The organism is Sphingomonas sediminicola (genome assembly GCF_014489515.1).
GTDB classification, from domain to species: domain Bacteria; phylum Pseudomonadota; class Alphaproteobacteria; order Sphingomonadales; family Sphingomonadaceae; genus Sphingomicrobium; species Sphingomicrobium sediminicola.
On the sequence record NZ_CP060782.1, the window covers coordinates 1,045,728 to 1,063,077 of the forward strand.

Genomic DNA, 17,350 nt, shown 5'->3' on the forward strand with positions numbered 1-17,350 from the left:
GTGCCCTCGCGGCCATCGAGATCATGCACCACGGCGCATCGGCGGCGAACTGGGGAACGCGGCTGGCGCCGCTGGGGCGTCGCACCGTCCGATCATCTATTATTCGCCGGTGCAGGCGCGAGCGATGGACAAGCAGGACATTCGCGACCTTCGCAAATGGCATCGTGACGCGGCAATTCGGTCGAAGAAGGCCGGCTTTGACATCGTCTATGTATACGCGACCCATGACCTGTCGATCGCTCAGCAGTTCCTCGAGAAGCGGAAGAATGACCGAAACGACGAATATGGTGGAAGCCTGGAGAACCGCGCCCGGCTGCTTCGCGAACTGATCGAGGACACCAAGGAAGCGGTCGGAGACACTTGCGCAGTTGCGGTTCGAATTGCTGCAGACGAGCTGTTGGGCGACGCAGGGCTGACGCACGATGGCGAGGCTCGCGACGTTATCGAAATGCTCGCCGAGCTTCCCGACCTGTGGGACGTCAACATCTCGACCTGGCCGAACGACAGCCAGACCTCTCGCTTCGCAAAGGAAGGATTTCAGGAGCAGTACACCAGCTTCGTGAAGCGGCTCACGACCAAACCGGTGGTGGGCGTCGGGCGCTTTACGTCGCCGGATACGATGGTTTCGCAGATTCGGCGCGGAATCCTCGATTTCATCGGCGCTGCTCGGCCGTCGATTGCCGATCCATTTCTTCCGAAGAAGATCGAGGAAGGCCGGATCGACGATATCCGCGAGTGCATCGGGTGCAACATGTGCGTGTCGAGCGACTACACGTCGACGAACCTGCGTTGCACCCAGAACCCGACGATGGGCGAAGAGTGGCGCCGGGGTTGGCACCCTGAAAGCATTCCGCCGAAGAAGTCGGACGGCTCGGTGCTGGTAGTTGGCGCAGGTCCTGCTGGACTTGAGGCCGCTCTCGCCGCCGCCCGCCGGGGTTTTGAAGTTCATCTCGCTGAAGCGACCTCAGAACTCGGCGGCCGTGTAACCCGCGAGAGCAAACTGCCAGGCCTCTCCGAATGGGCGCGTGTTCGCGACTGGCGGGTCTCGCAGCTCGAGCGCTTGGAGAACGTTTCGATCTACCGGGAAAGCGCGCTCGAGCCTGAGCACGTTCTTGAGTTTGGCGCGCGCCACGTGGCGATCGCGACCGGCTCGACCTGGCGAAGCGATGGCATCGGCCGCGATTCCGGCTTCGCGGTCCCGGGTTTCGATGGTGCCAATGTCTATTCACCGGACGATCTGATGAGCGGTCGTGTCCCGTCGGGAGGACCCGTCATCATTTGGGACGACGACCATTATTACATGGGTGGAGTGCTCGCGGAGCGATGTCGCGCGGCCGGGCTCGACGTGACGTTGGTGACGCCGGCGGCGACGCTCTCGGCCTGGACGGTCAACACTCTAGAGGCCGTTCCGATTGCGAAGAAGATCGCCCGGCTTGGAATCGACGTAATCACTTATGCCAGTGTCATAGGCTTCGATGGGTCGAAGGTGCGGCTGGTCAGTGCCCTGACTGGCGCGGAAAGCGAACTGCCGTGCAGCGCCTTGGTGACTGTCACCGCGCGTCTACCTGTCGATGCACTATACCTCGGGCTCGATCAGATGAGCGACCGATGGGGAAACGCGGGTATCGCTTCGATTACGCGGATCGGAGACTGCTGGGCGCCGAGCACCATTCAGCAGGCCGTTTACACGGGCCACAAGTGGGCGCGTGGCCTCGATGAAGAGTCCGAAGGGCTTATTCCGCGCGAGTTGCCGATGATCGAGTCGGGTCGGGTGAAAGTGGCTCTGTGAAGGCTGCGCTCGCGCTTCTCGCGGTGGCGCTCGCGTCGCAGGCGGATGCCCGGGCACGCGATCTCGGAATTCCGTTCGAAGGTAAGGCGGGCCCCTCAACGCGATCACTGATATCCGTGGGGTCGAAGTCGGTCAGAAGACGCTGATCGAAGGCGAAGGCGCTCTAAAGGTCGGAGTTGGACCGGTACGGACCGGCGTCACCGTCATCTTCCCGCGAGGCAAAGCGGACGCTCGCCCGGTCTATGGCGGCTTCTTCAATCTGAACGGCAATGGGGAAATGACCGGCCGCGCTTATCTCGACGATTTCGGCATCGTCCAGGGCCCGGTCGGGATCACGGACACGAATGGTGTCGGCCAGGTTTATGCCGGCATCCAGCAGTGGCACTCGAAGCATTTCGGAAGCGCCACCTGGCCGGTTGTTGCCGAAACCTGGAGCGGCTACCTCAGCGACCTCGAAGGCTACCACGTCACACCCGAAACCGCCGTCGCGGCGCTCGATTCCGCAAAACCGGGAGTGGTAGAGGAAGGAAATGTCGGAGGTGGGACCGGCATGGTCTGCTTCGGCTTCAAAGGCGGCATCGGCACTGCTTCACGTGTCGTCACGATTGAGTCCGAGTCCTATACCGTCGGCGTGCTCGTCCAGTGCAATACCGGTGCGCGGAGGGTGTTGAGAATTGCGGGTGCACCGGTCGGTGCAGCGCTCGCCAATCGCTGGTTGCCCTGCTTCGACCGAAAGCTGGCAGCGAAAGCAGAAAATCTTCCCCCATGTACGGAGGATGGTTCGAAGGGCGTTGCCCCGCCTGACCAGGGATCGATCATCATTGTCGTTGGAACGGACGCGCCGCTGATGCCGAAGCAGCTCGACCGCGTTGCCAAGCGCGCTGCCATGGGTCTGGCGCGGCTTGGTTCCTATTCGGGCAATTCATCGGGCGACCTGATCCTGGCTTTCTCGACCGTGCCGGGGAAGTGAATCATGAGGATCAGGCGAAGCCGAGCCCGATTCAGGCGATTGCGAACGCCAACGTCGATCCGATTTTCGAAGCGGCGACTCAGGCAACGGAAGAGGCCATTACCAATGCGCTGGTCGCTGCAAAGACGATGACCGGCGCCAACGGGGCGCGCTATTTTGGTATTCCGCACGACGAGCTTCGCTCGATCCTGAAGCGCTACAACCGGCTGGAGGTCACGAAATGAACCTGCCTCGCGTCACCTATTCGAACACGGGCGAGGATTTCTCAGGTGTTCACGCTTATCTGGACGGGATTATTCCAGATGCTGAAGCGCGCCTTCTCGGGAACATTCGGCCCAGCTTCATTGGCGGCGAAGATCGCCCGCAAGGTCGAAACGTCAGCGTCAGAAGTCCGATCGACTACAGCATAGTTCTAGGCGAGTTCCCGCAAGCTGACGAGAGCATGGTCAACGATGCTGTCCAAGCAGCGCGTGCTGCTTATCCGTCGTGGCGGGCGATGGGTTGGCCGCGACGGATCGAAATCCTTCGAGCCGCAGCGGACGTGATCGAAGAGCGCAAGTGGGACCTCTCCGTCGCCTGCCTGATCGAAGTGGGCAAGTCCCGGCTGGAGGCGGTTGGAGAGGTCGAAGAAGCGATCGATCTTATCCGCCATTATTGCGACGAGATGGAGCGAACCGACGGCTTCCGCGACGATCGGCCCGGCGCCTCTTCCGCCGAAAAGTGCAGTGTGGTTCTAAGGCCCTATGGCGCCTTCGCGGTGATCGCGCCGTTCAATTTTCCCGTCGCTTTGTCGGTCGGGATGATGTCGGCGGCGCTTGTTGCTGGGAACACGGTCGTATTCAAGCCTAGCGACGCTGCCGGGCTGACCGGTCGCCTGGTCGTCGAAGCTTTAATCGACGGCGGACTTCCCGACGGCGTTTTGAACCTCATCCAGGGTGGTCGCGAAACAGGCGAGTTGCTGGCGAAACACTCCCTCATCGACGGTTTCGCCTTTACCGGTTCTAACGCAGTCGGAATGACGATCCTTCGTCACGCCGTCTCTGCACAGGCAACACGCCCGGTGCTCGCGGAAATGGGCGGTAAGAATCCGGCATTCGTGACGGCGAGCGCTGATCTGGCCCTGGCGGCTACGGGTGTCGCGCGCTCCGCCTTTGGTCTGTCAGGGCAGAAATGCAGCGCTGCTTCCAAGGCGTATGTGCATCGCTCGGTTTACGACGATTTCCTTAGCGCCCTCCTTGAAACGACTAATAAAATCGTGGTCGGAGATCCTCGTCACAAGGACGTGTTCATGGGACCCGTCATCAACGACGCTGCGCTCGACCGCTTCACCAAGGCCGCGAGCGCGGCTGAGAATGACGGCTCCATCCTAAGAGGAGGCCAGCGCCTCGAAGGCGGCATTTTCGAAGGCGGTCCATATGTCGAACCGACGATTGCCACCGGACTCCCGCAGACCACAGGATCAACCGCGATGAGCTTTTCCTCCCCTTTGTCAGCGTGCTTCCGTTCGACAGTCTGGACGAGGCGATTGCCGACGCGAACCGCAGCGCTTTCGGGCTGACGGCCGGCGTGTATGCGCAAGATGAGCAGGAACTCGATCTCTTCCTCAGCACGATTGAGGCGGGCGTGCTTTACGCAAACCGTGCGGCGGGTGCGACGACCGGCGCCTGGCCCGGGTTTCAGAGCTTTTGCGGCTGGAAGGGCTCCGGCACGACCGGGAAAGGCGGCCTTGGCAGCTGGTACGTCCCGCAGTTCATGCGTGAGCAGAGCCACACTGTGTTTTGCACGCCGTGAACAAGCTCTACGATTCACCCAAAGCTGCACTCGACGGACTGCTTCGCGACGGAATGACGATCATGTCCGGCGGCTTCGGGCTATCAGGAAATCCCGAAAGCCTGATCCCGGAGATAAAGGCGGCGGGCGCGAAAGACCTGACGATCATCTCGAACAACGCCGGGGCCGACGGCTTCGGCCTTTGGCACCTCCTGCAGTCGCGGCAGGTTCGAAAGATGATCTCGTCATACGTTGGTGAGAACAAGCTGTTCGAGCAGCAGTACCTGACTGGCGAACTGGAGCTCGAACTTAATCCTCAGGGGACTCTCGCGGAGCGCATCAGGGCAGGGGGCGCGGGAATTCCGGCCTTCTACACGGCAACCGGTGTCGGGACGGTCGTTGCGGACGGGAAGCTGCAGGAGGAGTTCGAAGGTCAGCCTTACATCCGCGAAACATGGCTGCGTGCCGATCTCGCGATTATCAAGGCGTGGCGGGCAGACAGTGAAGGCAATCTTCAGTTCCGAAAGACGGCGCGCAATTTCAATCCGGTCATGGCGACTGCGGCAAAGACAACGGTGGTCGAGGTCGAGGAACTGGTCGATGTGGGCGAGATCAGCCCCGACTGCGTGCACACCCCTGGGATTTACGTGCACCGCATCGTGAAGTGCACGATCAACGAGAAGCGCGTCGAGAAGTTGACCATAAGGGAACGCGAATAAGGAGGATTGATGCAGGGGTGGCGAGGTCTTGCAATTCTGGCGGCCTTGCTGCCTGGCCCGGCAGGCGTGGCGAATGCCGAGCGCGAGGCGGTGCTCAAGCAAGTCGATCTTCCGCACACCTACTACTGGCGCGAGCTGTACATTCCGCAGCTGACCACGGGACCCTCGAGCGCCGTCTTCACGCCCGACGGCAAAGCGCTGATCTACAGCATGGGCGGTTCACTGTGGCGCCAGACGATCGGCTTTGACGAGGCCGTCGAATTGACGCATCCAATCGGAGCCTATGACTACCAGCCGGATGTATCGCCGGATGGAAGAAGCGTCGTATTCAGCCGCTATAACGGGGCTGGGCTGGAACTGTGGCGCCTCGATCTCGGCACCGGTGGCGAGCAGAGACTGACCTCGGGCGACGCGGTGAACGTCGAGCCTCGCCTGTCGCCGGACGGCAAGCGCATCGCCTGGGTTTCCACGCAGGGCACAGGCCACTTCAACCTGTTCATCGCCGACATCGGGCCCGACGGGCTTCGAAACGCTCGGCCGCTTCTTGGCGAGCGTCAGAGCAAGATCTCGCGATATTATTATTCGACCTACGACCATGCGTTGAACCCGTCCTGGACGCCGGACGGAAAGCGCATCCTTTATGTCACCAATAACGAGGTCGCGTGGGGCACCGGCGATATCTGGTCGGTGGCGGCGGATCACCCAAGTGACCGCCGGAAAATACTGAGCGAGGAGACCAGCTGGAGCGCCCGTCCGGAAATGTCCCCAGATAGCAAGCAGGTGCTCTTCGCGAGCTATCACGGCAGGCAGTGGCGCCAGTTGTGGTTGACCACGCCTGACGGTGTTGCGCCGCTTCCCCTGACCTTTGGCGATTTCGATCTTTCGAGCGCGCGCTGGTCACCCGATGGCGAGCGTGTCGCTTACGTCAGCAATGAGGGCGGAAACACGAGCCTTGCTGTTCGGGAGTTCATCGGTGGGGCAACGACGAAGATCGTTGCGAAGACACGGCACTACAAGAGCACTCAGGCCCGGCTGACACTCGACATCCGCGACGAGCAGGGACGCAGCGTTCCGGCACGGGTCGCGGTCCTGGGAAGCGACAGACGGGCTGCCGCGCCGACGTCGTCCTGGATGCACGCGGACGACGGTTTCGACCGGGCGCTCCAAGCCAGCGAGACGCATTACTTTCACTGTCCGTCGCTATGCACATTGGAGGCGCCGGCAGGCGATACCGCCATCTGGGTTCAGCACGGCTTTCGCTATCTTCCGTGGCGACAGACCGTGAAGCTGGCCGCAGGCGAGAACAGGGCAGTTCCTGTGAAGCTGCACCTAAACGACTTGCCCTCGTCGTTCGGGAGATGGCGGAGCGCCGACCTGCACGTCCACATGAACTACGGCGGAGCGTACCGAAATACGCCGGAACATCTCGCCAAACAGACCCAGGCCGAGGATCTGGACGCCATCTACAACGTGATCGTCAACAAGGAGGAGAGGGTCCCGGATATCGGATACTTCCGCGGAACTCCGGACCCGGCGGGCAGCGCCGAGACGCTGATCATGCATTCGCAAGAGTTTCACACCAGCTATTGGGGTCATCTAGGCCTGCTTCACCTGTCAGATCACATGCTGACGCCCGACTTCTCGGCGTATCAGCACACTGCGCTCGCCAGTCCCTACCCGTTCAATGGCGTGGTCGCTGATCTCGCTCATGCACAGGGTGCCCTGGTCGGTTACGTGCACCCGTTCGACTGGGCCATCGATCCGCCTAAGGAGGAATCGCTCAGCAACGAGCTTCCGGCCGACGTGATCAATGGGAAGGTCGACTACATCGAGATCGTCGGGTTCGCCGACCACAAATCGACCGCCGAGATCTGGTACCGGCTGCTGAATCTGGGCTTCCGGCTTCCGGCGGGAGCAGGCACGGATGCGATGGCGAACTACGCTTCCTTGCGCGGGCCGGTCGGCATGAATCGTGTGTTTCTCGACACCGGCGGCGAGCTTAGCCCGCGGCGCTTCGCAAGGCCCTCAAGGAAGGCCGCACCTTTGCAAGCAACGGACCGCTGCTCGGCCTTGAAGTCGAAGGCAAACATCCGGGCGATACCGTTGGTCGAAAGACCGCTGGCAAGCTGCGTTTCCGAATTGCGCTTCGCTCGCCGGTTGCCGTCGACCACCTCGAGCTTGTCCAGAACGGAAGGGTCGTGAAGGCCTTCGCCCTCAAAGGAGATCGGCGGAATTTTGACACAGCGGGCGAGCTGCAGGTCGACACAGGTGGCTGGCTGGTCCTGCGCGCCTGGAATGACGGATCGGATCCGCAGGTGCTCGATCTTTATCCTTACGCCACCACAAGCCCGATTTATCTCGACCTTCCGGGCGGCCCTTCATCGGTGCCCTCAGATGCAGATTATTTCGCTGCCTGGCTCGACCGTGTCGTCGCCGATGCTGGCAGCCGCGCCGACTATCGAAACGATCGGGAGCGTAACGCCACCCTCGATTATCTGCGGAACGCGAGGGACCGCTTCAGGAGTATGAGCCACTGACTCTGGCTAGAAGCATTGTCAGATCCGCGTTCGTACGGAGACGACCATCCTTCGATGATAGTTCTCGCCTAGTTCGTTTCGGTTCGTATCGTAGAGGCGGAATTCTGCGGTGAACGGCCCACCGAGCGTGCGGCTCAGCGCTGCCGTGAAGCTGGTATAGTCAGGCCCGCCTGTTCTTCTACGGATTCCGATTCCCGCCGAAAGGCTAGTCTTCTTGTCGATTTGGTAAGACGAACCGGCCTCCCAAAATGCCGTGCGCCCGGTTCCAGCAAGGTCATTGGGACTGTAAGTCAGGCTGACCCGCGGCTTTAGTGCGCCCCATGATCTCGACGCCGCAAAATTCAGTTCGAGCGCGACATCATCGACGTCCGGATCGGCGCCGTAGAGATGCTTGACAGTCGCGCTGGCGCCCAACTCCATCTTGCCGAACGATTTTCGATATCCGACGGACGCTCCGGCCTCTCCATCGTACTGGTTAGAGGTAATATTTTTTCCGTAGGCGCCCAAGCGAAGCGAGCCAAACGCCACTTCGGGGCGAATGAGGACCTGCATACCGTCGGTCTGCGCGAGGCCTTTCGAATAACCTCTGCTCGCAACGCTGATCTCCAGCGAAGGATCGGACGGTGGTAAGTCGAAGATCATCAGCGCTCCTTACGGCGTATGAAGTCCGCGTCCCAGACACGGATGTACCGGGCCAGCAGAATTCCCCTGCATGCAGGCAGCTCTATTTGAAGGAAGGAATGGTGGACGCACTAGGGCTCGAACCTAGGACCCGCTGATTAAGAGTCAGCTGCTCTACCAACTGAGCTATGCGTCCACTGCCATTCGGCGGATGCTCTGGCGGTCAAATCTCACCCTGAGCGGCGGGGCCGGTAGCACGGTGAAACTTGGTGCGCAACCGCCGGAGTTCAACCTGCCTACAGAACTCGCGACGTGGTTCGCTGCTGACGCTCCAACGCCATAAGCAAACCAAGGCACAACATCACCGTCATGACGGCCGATCCGCCGTAGCTGACGAGGGGGAGGGGAACCCCGACGACCGGGGCCAGACCCATTACCATCATGAGGTTGATCGAGACGTAGAAGAAAATCGTCGCGGAAAGTCCGGCCGCGGTGAGTTGGGCGAAGCGGCTGCGCGCGTTGTTGGCGACGCGCATCCCCCAGCGAATGACGAAGGCGAAGGCGAAGATCAGGAGGGCGCCACCCATCAGGCCCCATTCCTCGACCATGGTCGCGTAGACGAAGTCGGTATGACCTTCGGGAGGTAGTCGAGGTGGCTCTGGCTTCCGTTCAGATAGCCTTTCCCGAAGATGCCTCCGGATCCGATCGCGATCTTCGACTGGGTAATGTGATAGCCGGCGCCTAGCGGGTCGCTTTCAGGGTCGAGGAAGATGTCGATCCGCTTGCGTTGATAGCCGTGCAGCAGCTGGTAGACGACGGGAATCGCGACCGCGAGCGCTGCGCCGGGAATGAGGAAGACCCTCATCGGCACTCCCGCAATGAACATGACGGTGACCCCGATGAACGAGATCATCAGCGCGGTACCGAGATCCGGCTGAAGAATGATCAGGCCTACCGGGACACCTATCAGCGCGGCGGCAGGCCAGATCGCTCGCCACTTGCGGATGTCGCCAGCTGGCAGCAGCTCGTAGAAGCGCGCGAGCACCAGGACGATGCCCAATTTCATGAATTCACTCGGCTGCAGCCGGATGATGCCAAGGTCGATCCAGCGCTGAGCGCCTTTGCCGACAAAACCGACCGCCTCGACAACGACGAGCATCACGAGAACCGCGCCGTAAAGCGGGAAGGCCACTTTCTTGATCGTGGCCTCGCTACTCCACGACATCGTGATGGCGATGGCCAGGAAGAAGAGGATAACGATGGCCTGTTTCGTCGCCCAAGGCTGCGCCGAGCCCCCGGCGGCCGAATAAAGCGTGATGATGCCGATCCCGGAGATCCCGGCGATCAGGAAGATCAAGCGCCACGGAAGCCGTGCCAGCGGCTGGGGAATGATGGCTGACGAGATCATGTCGTCGGCCCCGCGGGCGGCGTTGGAGTCGGCGCGGCCGACGCCGACGCTCTCGCTATCGCCTCGAATTTAGCAGCTTGGCGCGCGTTTCGCTCGGCCAGCGTGCCGCCCATTGCTTTTCGAGCGGAGCGAGTGCGTCGAACGCCTTCTGCTGGTCAAACAAGTAAGTCATTGAATCGCGTACGATCGGCGCAGCTGCCGAGGCGCCAAAGCCTCCGTGCTCGATGATGCAGCCGATGGCAAAGCGCGGCTTGTCCGCCGGTGCGAAGGCGATGAATAGGGCATGGTCGCGAAGCGCCCAGTTGGATTGGTGGCCGCGTTCGCCGAGACGGAAAACCTGGGCCGTGCCGGTCTTGCCGGCCATCTGGATTCCTTCGAGCGGTAGCTTTGACGCCACCGCGGTGCCGCTGCCGTTGACGACCGCAGCCATTGCCTTGCGGATGATTTCCAGATGCCCCGGGTCGGCATTTAGGTCGGGCGCCGCCTGGCCTTTCTCGGCCATCAGCAAGCGGGTTTGAGTAGCTTTCCTGACGCCAGTCGTGCGGGCATGACCGCGAGTTGCATCGGATTGACGAGCACATATCCCTGGCCAATCGAGGTATTGGCGGAATCATACCCTTGCCATTCGCGATTATACTTCTTTTTCAGCCATTTCGGGTTCGGCATTGTGCCGAAGCGCTGGCTCGGGATCGGAAGGTCGAACTTCTCGCCGTAACCCAGATACTGGACCATCTCGGTTGTCTTCTGGGGTCGGTGATAAGGCCCGTGGCCCAGAAATAGGTGTTGCAGCTTCGTTCGATCGCGGAATGCATATCCATCGACCCATGCACCGCGTCGCATCGGAAGTACCGATTCCCGATCTGATAACCGCCTGGGCAGTGGACGCGTCTGTTGGGGTCTATGCCTTGTTGAAGGAACGCGAGCGCCATTGCGGGCTTGATTGTCGATCCTGACGGATAGAGGCCCTGGGCCACCTTGTTCAGCAATGGAATGTGGTCGTCTTCGGACAGCATTTTCCATTCGGTTCGGCCGATACCATCGCTAAAACTATTGGGGTCGAACGCCGGCATTGAGACGAATGCAAGCATGTCGCCGCTCGACACGTCCATGGCGACGAGGGCACCCGACTGGTCGCCCATTCGCCGGGCGGCATATTGCTGCAGCCCGGCGTCGATGGTCAGCTGGACGGTGTTGCCGCTGCGATCCGGCTTGGGCTCGAGCTCGCGGACGAGCTTGCCGCGCGAAGTAAGCTCCACGCGCTGCCCGCCCGGGGTTCCGCGAAGACGAGGTTCCAGAGTTTTTTCAAGGCCTTCCTTGCCAATCTTGAATCCCGGAGTGATGAGCAGCGGGTTCTTGTCCTTCTCATAATCGGCGGCCGAAGCCGTTCCGACGAAGCCGACAAGGTGGGCGACCGCCGGACCGTCCGGATAAAAGCGCGAGAAGCCGCGCATCGGATTGACGCCCGGGAGTTCAGGCAAGCGGACGGTGACCGCGGCATATTTGTCGAACGGCACGCTCTCGGCGACTTCAATCGGCTGGTAACCGTGCGCCGCCTTCAAGTCGCGAAGGATGCGGTCGACGTCATCCGGGCTCAGCGAGAGCAGTTGGCTGAGCTCCCGCAGCGTCGCCTCCGGATTCTCCAGCTGGTCGGGAATGATGTCGACACGGAAGTCGCTTCGATTGATTGCGATCGGCTTGCCGTGGCGATCGACAATCCAGCCTCGCCGGGCGGGACAATTATTAGCTGGACCCGGTTGCTCTCGGATTCGAGCGAGTATTTCTCGTTCTCGGCGATTGCGAGCCAGCCCAAACGGCTGAGGAGCAAGGCGCCGACCGCGGTCTGGGCGCCCGCCGCAATGGCCATGCGCCGCGAGAAGGTCAGCGACTGGTGTACCGACGTGAACCGCCGTTCCATCTTCATCGCCCGAGCCTCCAGCGGTCCAGTCGTGCCGCAAGCCAGGCGAAGACGGGAAATGCGAGGGCCGCAATCAGGAGCGGCGGGATGATGGTCGCAAAGGGAAGCGATGCGCCCATGATCTGGGCGATCCGCCATTCCGCCGTCTCATTCCCAAACAGCAGAAGCGTCGCAAGGGCCCATTCGAGCCAGTAGCCGCGCCACATGGTCCTCCGGTCGACGAGATCGAGGACGAGCATGGATGCGGTCCAGAGGGCGACGGAAAAGCCGAGCGGATGCCCCGTCATCAGGTCGTTGAAGAAGCCAAGTGGCGCAGCCCACCAGGCAGGCCAGGCGTCGGCGCGCAGGAGCCGCCAACTGATTAGGACCAGAAAGCCGAAATCCGGATACCAGCCGCTGGTCGAGACGATCGGAAGGGCGGTCAGGAGGCTAGCGAAGATGACCGAGATTGCCGGCACAAAGCGTGCCCCGGGGAGTGGGCCCTGGCCTATATTGCGTTTTTGGGCGAGCGCGGCGCGGACCATTATTGCGTATCCGTTGAGCCGCCCGCTTCCTCCGCGACGGCCTCCGGTTCGTATGGCTCCTCGACCATGGCGAAGCTGGTTGAGGCAGGATCGGCCAGCGGCAAGGCGATGGCGCCGTCGTCGTCGAGCCTGACGACGCGGGCAATGGGCACCAGTGGCGGATAGAGGCCGCCGGTCCCTGACGTGATGACGATATCGCCCGGCTTGAACGGGTTGCGGCCGACTTCCAGCGGCCTGAGGTCGATCGTGCCGTCGCCGCGGCCCTGACTGATAATGGGCTGGCCGCTGCGGAGGATCCGAGCAGGTATGATGCTCGCCCGGTCGGAAACAAGCAGGACGCGTGACGCCAAAGCGCCGGTATCGATCACTCGGCCGATTAGGCCTTGGGCAGTGCGGACCGGCATGCCGACGCGTACGCCGTCGGAGGTTCCAGCGGAGAAGATCGCGTAGCGGCGAGGGCTGCTAAAGGATGATCCTACGACGCGACCCATGGCGACGGGCGCACGGCTGTGCTCCCGCAACTGCAGCGTCGCCTTAAGCTCGCGGTTCTCGAGCGAGATTGCCTTGGCTTCGATGATCCGCTGCAGCATCAGTTCGCGCTCGCGCTTGAGGCGCGCGTTCTGGTGGGCGGCATCCCAATAATTGCCGGCGCCCGTAAAGATTCCGCCGACGGTCGCGGTGACCTCCCTTAGGCCCGACGTAACAGGAGCGGTCGCGTCCAGCGCAACACCTCTAACGGCAGCATAACTCTTCGGCGCAACGAGCGACAGGCCGAGGAGGACCAAGCCGATGACCAGACCGGCAACCGCGGCAAGGAAGCTGAAGAAAAGCCCATATTGGGCGCGCCGGGACCAACCTGGGCGCGGCCCCCTGGCGGCGCCATCAGTCAGTACTCCCTAGGCCGTCTGCAGAACGCCGCGGAACTGCTCTTCCTCAAGCGCTCGTCCAGTACCAAGCGCAACGCATGTCAGCGGGTCCTCGGCAACCGTGACCGGAAGCCCGGTCTCGTCGCGCAGGACCTCGTCGAGGCCCTGAAGCAGTGCGCCACCCCCAGTGAGCACGATACCTTGGTCGCAAATGTCGGCGGCCAGTTCCGGCGCTGTGTTCTCCAGAGCGATGCGGACGCCCTCGACGATCGTCCCAACCGGCTCCGAAAGCGCTTCCGCAATCTGGCCCTGGTTGATCGAAATCTCCTTGGGAACGCCGTTCACGAGGTCTCGGCCCTTGATGTGGACTGTCTTGCCTATGCCGTCAGTCGGCGGCTTGGCGATTCCGACTTCCTTCTTGATCCGCTCGGCAGTGGCTTCACCGATCAGGAGGTTGTGGTTGCGACGGACGTAGGAGCTGATCGCTTCGTCCATCTTGTCGCCGCCGACGCGGACCGACGTGGTGTAGGCGAGGCCACGGAGCGAAAGCACAGCGACTTCGGTCGTCCCGCCGCCGATGTCGACAACCATGGAACCGATCGGAGCCGTTACCGGCATGTCCGCACCGATGGCGGCCGCCATCGGCTCTTCGATAAGGTAGACGGCGCTGGCGCCTGCGTTCGACGCGGCGTCGCGGATCGCGCGGCGCTCAACCGATGTCGAGCCCGAGGGAACGCAGATGACGATTTCCGGGAAGCGCCAGGCACGCATCTTGCCGCCGTGCACCTTATGAATGAAGTGCTTGATCATCTGCTCGGCGACATCGATGTCGGCAATGACCCCGTCGCGGAGCGGGCGGATCGCCTCGATCTGATCGGGCGTCTTGCCCATCATCAGCTTGGCGTCTTCCCCGACCGCCTTGACCTTTTTGACCCCGTTGATGGTTTCAATCGCGACTACGGACGGTTCGTTCAGGACGATGCCGCGACCCCGTACGTAAACCAAAGTATTGGCGGTTCCGAGATCGATCGCCATGTCGTGCGACATCCATTTGAACCAGCGCGTCCAGAACATTCTTCCCGTCTCTCGCCCTTTGCTCGGTCATCTCGCAGGACAGACCCTGGAGTTTAACCGGCCATTAAAATTATCCCATTGAATGCAAACTGAATTTTTGTCGCAAATCAGCGCTTCGCTGGCCCAGTGGTAATCGGCTAGGAACGGTTAACATGTCAATAAGAAGGCTGCCGTCCGAGCTCGTGAATCGCATCGCTGCTGGCGAGGTCGTAGAACGCCCTGCGAGCGCCCTCAAGGAGCTTGTCGAAAATGCGTTGGATGCCGGCTCGGAAGCGGTCCGAATCAGGCTGACGGCGGGCGGCCTCGAGCTGGTCGAAGTAGCCGACGACGGTTGCGGGATGTCGCCGGACGAAATGCGCCTCGCGCTGGAGCGTCACGCAACCTCCAAGCTGCCGGACGATGTCCTGGACCGCGTGACCAGCTTCGGCTTCCGCGGCGAAGCTCTGCCGTCGATTGCGAGCGTATCGCGTTTCACCCTGGGGAGCCGGGTTCGCGGCGCGGACGGCTGGCGGATCGAAATCGACCACGGCGCGACCGTGGGCGAGGGACCCGTATCCTTGCCACCCGGAACCTGCGTGCGGATCGAAGCTTTATTCGATAAGATACCGGCAAGGCGCAAGTTTTTGCGCAGTCCTCGCGCTGAATATGCCGCTTGTCTCGATGCGGTGAAGCGCTTGGCGATGGCCCGAAGCGACGTGGCGTTCGTCCTGGAGCATGACGGCCGCCGGATCCTTTCGTTGCAGCCGACAACCCCGCCGCAACGGGTCGCGGAGCTTCTCAGCGCCGAGCTGGACCGCAACGGGATCGGCATCGATTGCGAGCGCAACGGGATGGGCCTGACGGGTGTGGTCAGCCTTCCGACCTTCAATCGCGGCCTGGCCGACCAGCAATATCTCTTCGTCAATGCCCGACCGGTGAAGGACCGGCTGCTGGTCGGTGCCCTTCGCGGTGCCTATCGCGACCTGATTGCCCGCGATCGCCATCCGATCGCCGCCTTGTTCCTTTCAGTGCCGCTAGTGGACGTGGACGTGAACGTGCACCCGGCGAAGACGGAAGTCCGGTTCCGCGACCCGACCGCCGTGCGTGGGCTGATCGTCGGCGGGCTTCGGGCCGCGCTGGACGAAGCCAGCCAGAAGAGCGCGACACGCGAGCAGCTTGCCGCACCGGTCCTCTGGACGACAAGCGCTACTTACGACCAGCAGCCCGGGAGAATTTCTGCGCTGCCCACATCTCCACAATCGATGCCCGCCGGCGCCACCGCCGTCCTCGAAGAGGCTCGAGCTCTGTTCGATCACGCCCCCCCGCTGCCCGCGCCGAGCCCGCTGTCGCCGAAATCCCGAAGTATCCGCTCGGCGTCGCGCGTGGCCAGGTCTCGGCAACCTACATCATCGCGGAAGCTGAGGACGGCCTGGTCATCGTCGACCAGCATGCGGCCCACGAACGCCTTGTCCTCGAGAGAATGCGTGCCGCAAGGGAAGGAGCGGCGGTCGCCAGGCAGCCCTTGCTAATGCCGGAGGTTGTCGATCTCGAGGAGACCGACTGCGATCGCATCGCCGCCGCCGCCGAGGAACTTGGAGGCCTGGGCTTGGAGATCGAGCGTTTCGGACCGACCTCGATCCTTGTTCGCGCGACGCCGGCTGCACTTGGGAAGACGGAGGTTTCCGGGCTGCTGGCGGACATAGCCTCAGAGCTCGCCGAGCTCGGCAGCGCCTTTTCGCTCCAGGAAAAGCTCGACCATGTGGCCGCAACCATCGCCTGTCACGGCTCGGTGCGGGCCGGACGCGTGCTCTCGGTTGCAGAGATGAATGCCCTTCTTCGCGAAATGGAGGTCACGCCGCGATCCGGACAGTGCAACCATGGCCGTCCCACCTGGGTGAAGCTGGGCCATGCGGAAATGGAGAAGCTGTTCGGAAGGCGCTGAATTTCGCCATTTCCGGGCGACATTGAGCAATTCGACTGCTATCGTTCTTTCCGTCCGGAGGAGACGGATCATGGAAGACTCCAGCAACGTCACCGGCGATCGGGCCTATTTCGCCCAGCGTGCAGCCGAAGAGCTCGATCTCGCCTTGTCCGCAAAGGACCATGACGCAGCCGAAGCGCACCGGAGGCTGCAGCGCGTTTATACAGAGCGCGCATCGATCGGGGGCCGGATCACCGAAGTGCCGGAAGAGGTCGGCTAGGACCCGCCCAGCTTCTTCAGATCATTGAACACTTGCTCGATCGCGGACTTCCGCGCTTGCGCACGCGCATTTTCGAGAAGCGGATAGCCGCCGGCGGCTTCCTCGCGGAGCGCCTCGACAAAGCGGCCGCTGCGGACTTCATCCAGCACTTCGCGCATCTTCTGGCGAACATGATCGTCGACGACGCGCGGTCCGCCAAGAACGGCTCCAAGTTCGGCGGTGTTGGAAATGGCTTCGCGCATTCCCGCGATGCCGCGCGCCTCGATCAGTTCCGCGATCAGCTTCAGCTCGCCGACGCATTCAAGGAAGGCGACTTCCGGCGAGATGCCCGCCTCGACAAGCGTCTCGAACCCGGCCGTCAGGATTTCGGGGACCGCGCCCCACACGACCGCGCCCTCGTTGAACAAGTCGGCCTCGCACTCTTCGGCGAAGGATGACGCGATGAGACCGGCCCGCGCGCACCCGATCGCCTTGCCATAGGCGAGTGCAATCTCTTTCGCATGGCCGGTCGCGTCCTGCGCTACAGCCCAAAGCGCGATCATGCCCTTGCGCTGCTCGTAGAGCGACCGGAGCGCCGTTCCCGGCCCTTTGGGAGCCACCAGATAGACATCGAGGTCGTGGCGAGGCCGGATAAGGTCGAAATGGATGGTCAGTCCATGACTGAAGCCGATCGCCCCGCCGTATCGAATCCGCGCCTCCACCTCCTTGTAGATGCCGGCGAGTGCTTCGTCTGGGGCGAGGAACATGACGACGTCGGCTGAGCTTGCCGCGTCATCGACCAGGGCAACCTCGAGACCGGCCTCTTCGGCGGACCTGGCGCTTCCGGAGGCCCCGCGCAGGCCGACGACCACATCGATGCCGCTGTCCTTGAGGTTGAGCGCCTGGGCACGACCTTGATTGCCGTAGCCAAGAATGGCGACGCGCTTCCCCTTCAAGGGCGCGGGGTTGATATCTGCGTCGCGCAGAAGCTCCATGCT

At 62.2% G+C, this 17,350-nt stretch carries 15 protein-coding genes, 1 tRNA gene and 3 pseudogenes; 9 read left to right on the forward strand and 10 right to left on the reverse strand.

Going from position 1 to position 17,350, the window contains the following annotated elements; translation table 11 throughout:
- The first annotated feature begins 124 nt into the window (after positions 1-124).
- The 7 genes and pseudogenes from H9L14_RS16545 (at position 125) to H9L14_RS15040 (ending at position 7,785) form a co-directional block, all read left to right on the forward strand.
- Positions 125-1,789, forward strand: coding sequence for an oxidoreductase (locus H9L14_RS16545; RefSeq protein ID WP_222949940.1), 1,665 nt, complete (start codon positions 125-127; stop codon positions 1,787-1,789).
- 145 nt (positions 1,790-1,934) lie between these two features.
- Entirely contained in the window at positions 1,935-2,759 is an 825-nt protein-coding gene (locus tag H9L14_RS05675; protein WP_281389483.1) for a P1 family peptidase, read from the forward strand.
- Entirely contained in the window at positions 2,756-2,983 is a 228-nt protein-coding gene (locus H9L14_RS16550) for a P1 family peptidase (RefSeq protein ID WP_222949941.1), read from the forward strand. Before H9L14_RS05675 ends, H9L14_RS16550 begins: the two co-directional genes overlap by 4 nt.
- Positions 2,980-4,550, forward strand: a pseudogene (locus H9L14_RS05680) (aldehyde dehydrogenase family protein). The gene H9L14_RS16550 and the pseudogene H9L14_RS05680 overlap by 4 nt, the downstream one beginning before the upstream one ends.
- A complete protein-coding gene (locus H9L14_RS05685; RefSeq protein ID WP_187709560.1) occupies positions 4,547-5,248 on the forward strand; it encodes a CoA transferase subunit A in 702 nt (233 codons plus the stop codon). Before H9L14_RS05680 ends, H9L14_RS05685 begins: the two are co-directional and overlap by 4 nt.
- Positions 5,249-5,257: 9 nt before the next feature.
- Positions 5,258-7,450 carry a CehA/McbA family metallohydrolase gene (locus tag H9L14_RS05690; protein WP_222949943.1) on the forward strand — a complete coding sequence of 731 codons (2,193 nt, stop codon included), beginning with the start codon at positions 5,258-5,260 and terminating at the stop codon, positions 7,448-7,450.
- A complete protein-coding gene (locus tag H9L14_RS15040) occupies positions 7,447-7,785 on the forward strand; it encodes a hypothetical protein (protein ID WP_222949944.1) in 339 nt (112 codons plus the stop codon). Before H9L14_RS05690 ends, H9L14_RS15040 begins: the two co-directional genes overlap by 4 nt.
- Before the next feature lie 18 nt (positions 7,786-7,803).
- Here the strand turns inward: H9L14_RS15040 and H9L14_RS05695 are convergent, their stop codons facing one another.
- From H9L14_RS05695 to H9L14_RS05725, 9 genes and pseudogenes are all read right to left on the reverse strand, one after another.
- Positions 7,804-8,427 carry a hypothetical protein gene (locus tag H9L14_RS05695; protein WP_187709561.1) on the reverse strand — a complete coding sequence of 208 codons (624 nt, stop codon included), beginning with the start codon at positions 8,425-8,427 and terminating at the stop codon, positions 7,804-7,806.
- 99 nt (positions 8,428-8,526) lie between these two features.
- Positions 8,527-8,602 (reverse strand) — tRNA-Lys (locus H9L14_RS05700).
- Positions 8,603-8,702: 100 nt separating this feature from the next.
- Positions 8,703-9,814: pseudogene (gene rodA / locus H9L14_RS05705) on the reverse strand (rod shape-determining protein RodA).
- 55 nt (positions 9,815-9,869) lie between these two features.
- Positions 9,870-10,316: a penicillin-binding transpeptidase domain-containing protein gene (locus H9L14_RS16555; protein ID WP_281389432.1), complete on the reverse strand. Its 447-nt coding sequence runs from the start codon at positions 10,314-10,316 to the stop codon at positions 9,870-9,872.
- Positions 10,316-10,546 carry a penicillin-binding transpeptidase domain-containing protein gene (locus tag H9L14_RS16560; protein ID WP_281389433.1) on the reverse strand — a complete coding sequence of 77 codons (231 nt, stop codon included), beginning with the start codon at positions 10,544-10,546 and terminating at the stop codon, positions 10,316-10,318. Before H9L14_RS16560 ends, H9L14_RS16555 begins: the two co-directional genes overlap by 1 nt.
- Positions 10,459-11,769 (reverse strand): penicillin-binding transpeptidase domain-containing protein, encoded by a 1,311-nt coding sequence (locus tag H9L14_RS05710; RefSeq protein WP_281389434.1) that lies wholly within the window; start codon positions 11,767-11,769, stop codon positions 10,459-10,461. The genes H9L14_RS16560 and H9L14_RS05710 overlap by 88 nt, the downstream gene beginning before the upstream one ends.
- A complete protein-coding gene (gene mreD / locus H9L14_RS05715; protein ID WP_187709562.1) occupies positions 11,732-12,253 on the reverse strand; it encodes a rod shape-determining protein MreD in 522 nt (173 codons plus the stop codon). Before mreD ends, H9L14_RS05710 begins: the two co-directional genes overlap by 38 nt.
- Positions 12,253-13,038, reverse strand: coding sequence for a rod shape-determining protein MreC (locus H9L14_RS05720; protein ID WP_187709563.1), 786 nt, complete (start codon positions 13,036-13,038; stop codon positions 12,253-12,255). Before H9L14_RS05720 ends, mreD begins: the two co-directional genes overlap by 1 nt.
- A gap of 111 nt (positions 13,039-13,149) precedes the next feature.
- Complete coding sequence (locus tag H9L14_RS05725) at positions 13,150-14,193, reverse strand: rod shape-determining protein (protein ID WP_187709564.1); 1,044 nt, start codon at positions 14,191-14,193, stop codon at positions 13,150-13,152.
- Positions 14,194-14,345: 152 nt separating this feature from the next.
- On the opposite strand from H9L14_RS05725, the pseudogene mutL reads away from it, so the two are divergent.
- Together mutL and H9L14_RS05735 are read left to right on the forward strand one after the other, a co-directional pair.
- Positions 14,346-16,114, forward strand: a pseudogene (gene mutL / locus H9L14_RS05730) (DNA mismatch repair endonuclease MutL).
- 70 nt (positions 16,115-16,184) lie between these two features.
- Positions 16,185-16,373 (forward strand): hypothetical protein, encoded by a 189-nt coding sequence (locus H9L14_RS05735; protein WP_187709565.1) that lies wholly within the window; start codon positions 16,185-16,187, stop codon positions 16,371-16,373.
- Here H9L14_RS05735 and ilvC read toward each other — a convergent pair.
- Positions 16,370-17,347, reverse strand: a complete 978-nt coding sequence (ilvC, locus tag H9L14_RS05740; RefSeq protein ID WP_187709566.1) for a ketol-acid reductoisomerase — start codon at positions 17,345-17,347, stop codon at positions 16,370-16,372. The genes H9L14_RS05735 and ilvC overlap by 4 nt on opposite strands.
- Between the last annotated feature and the right edge of the window lie 3 nt (positions 17,348-17,350).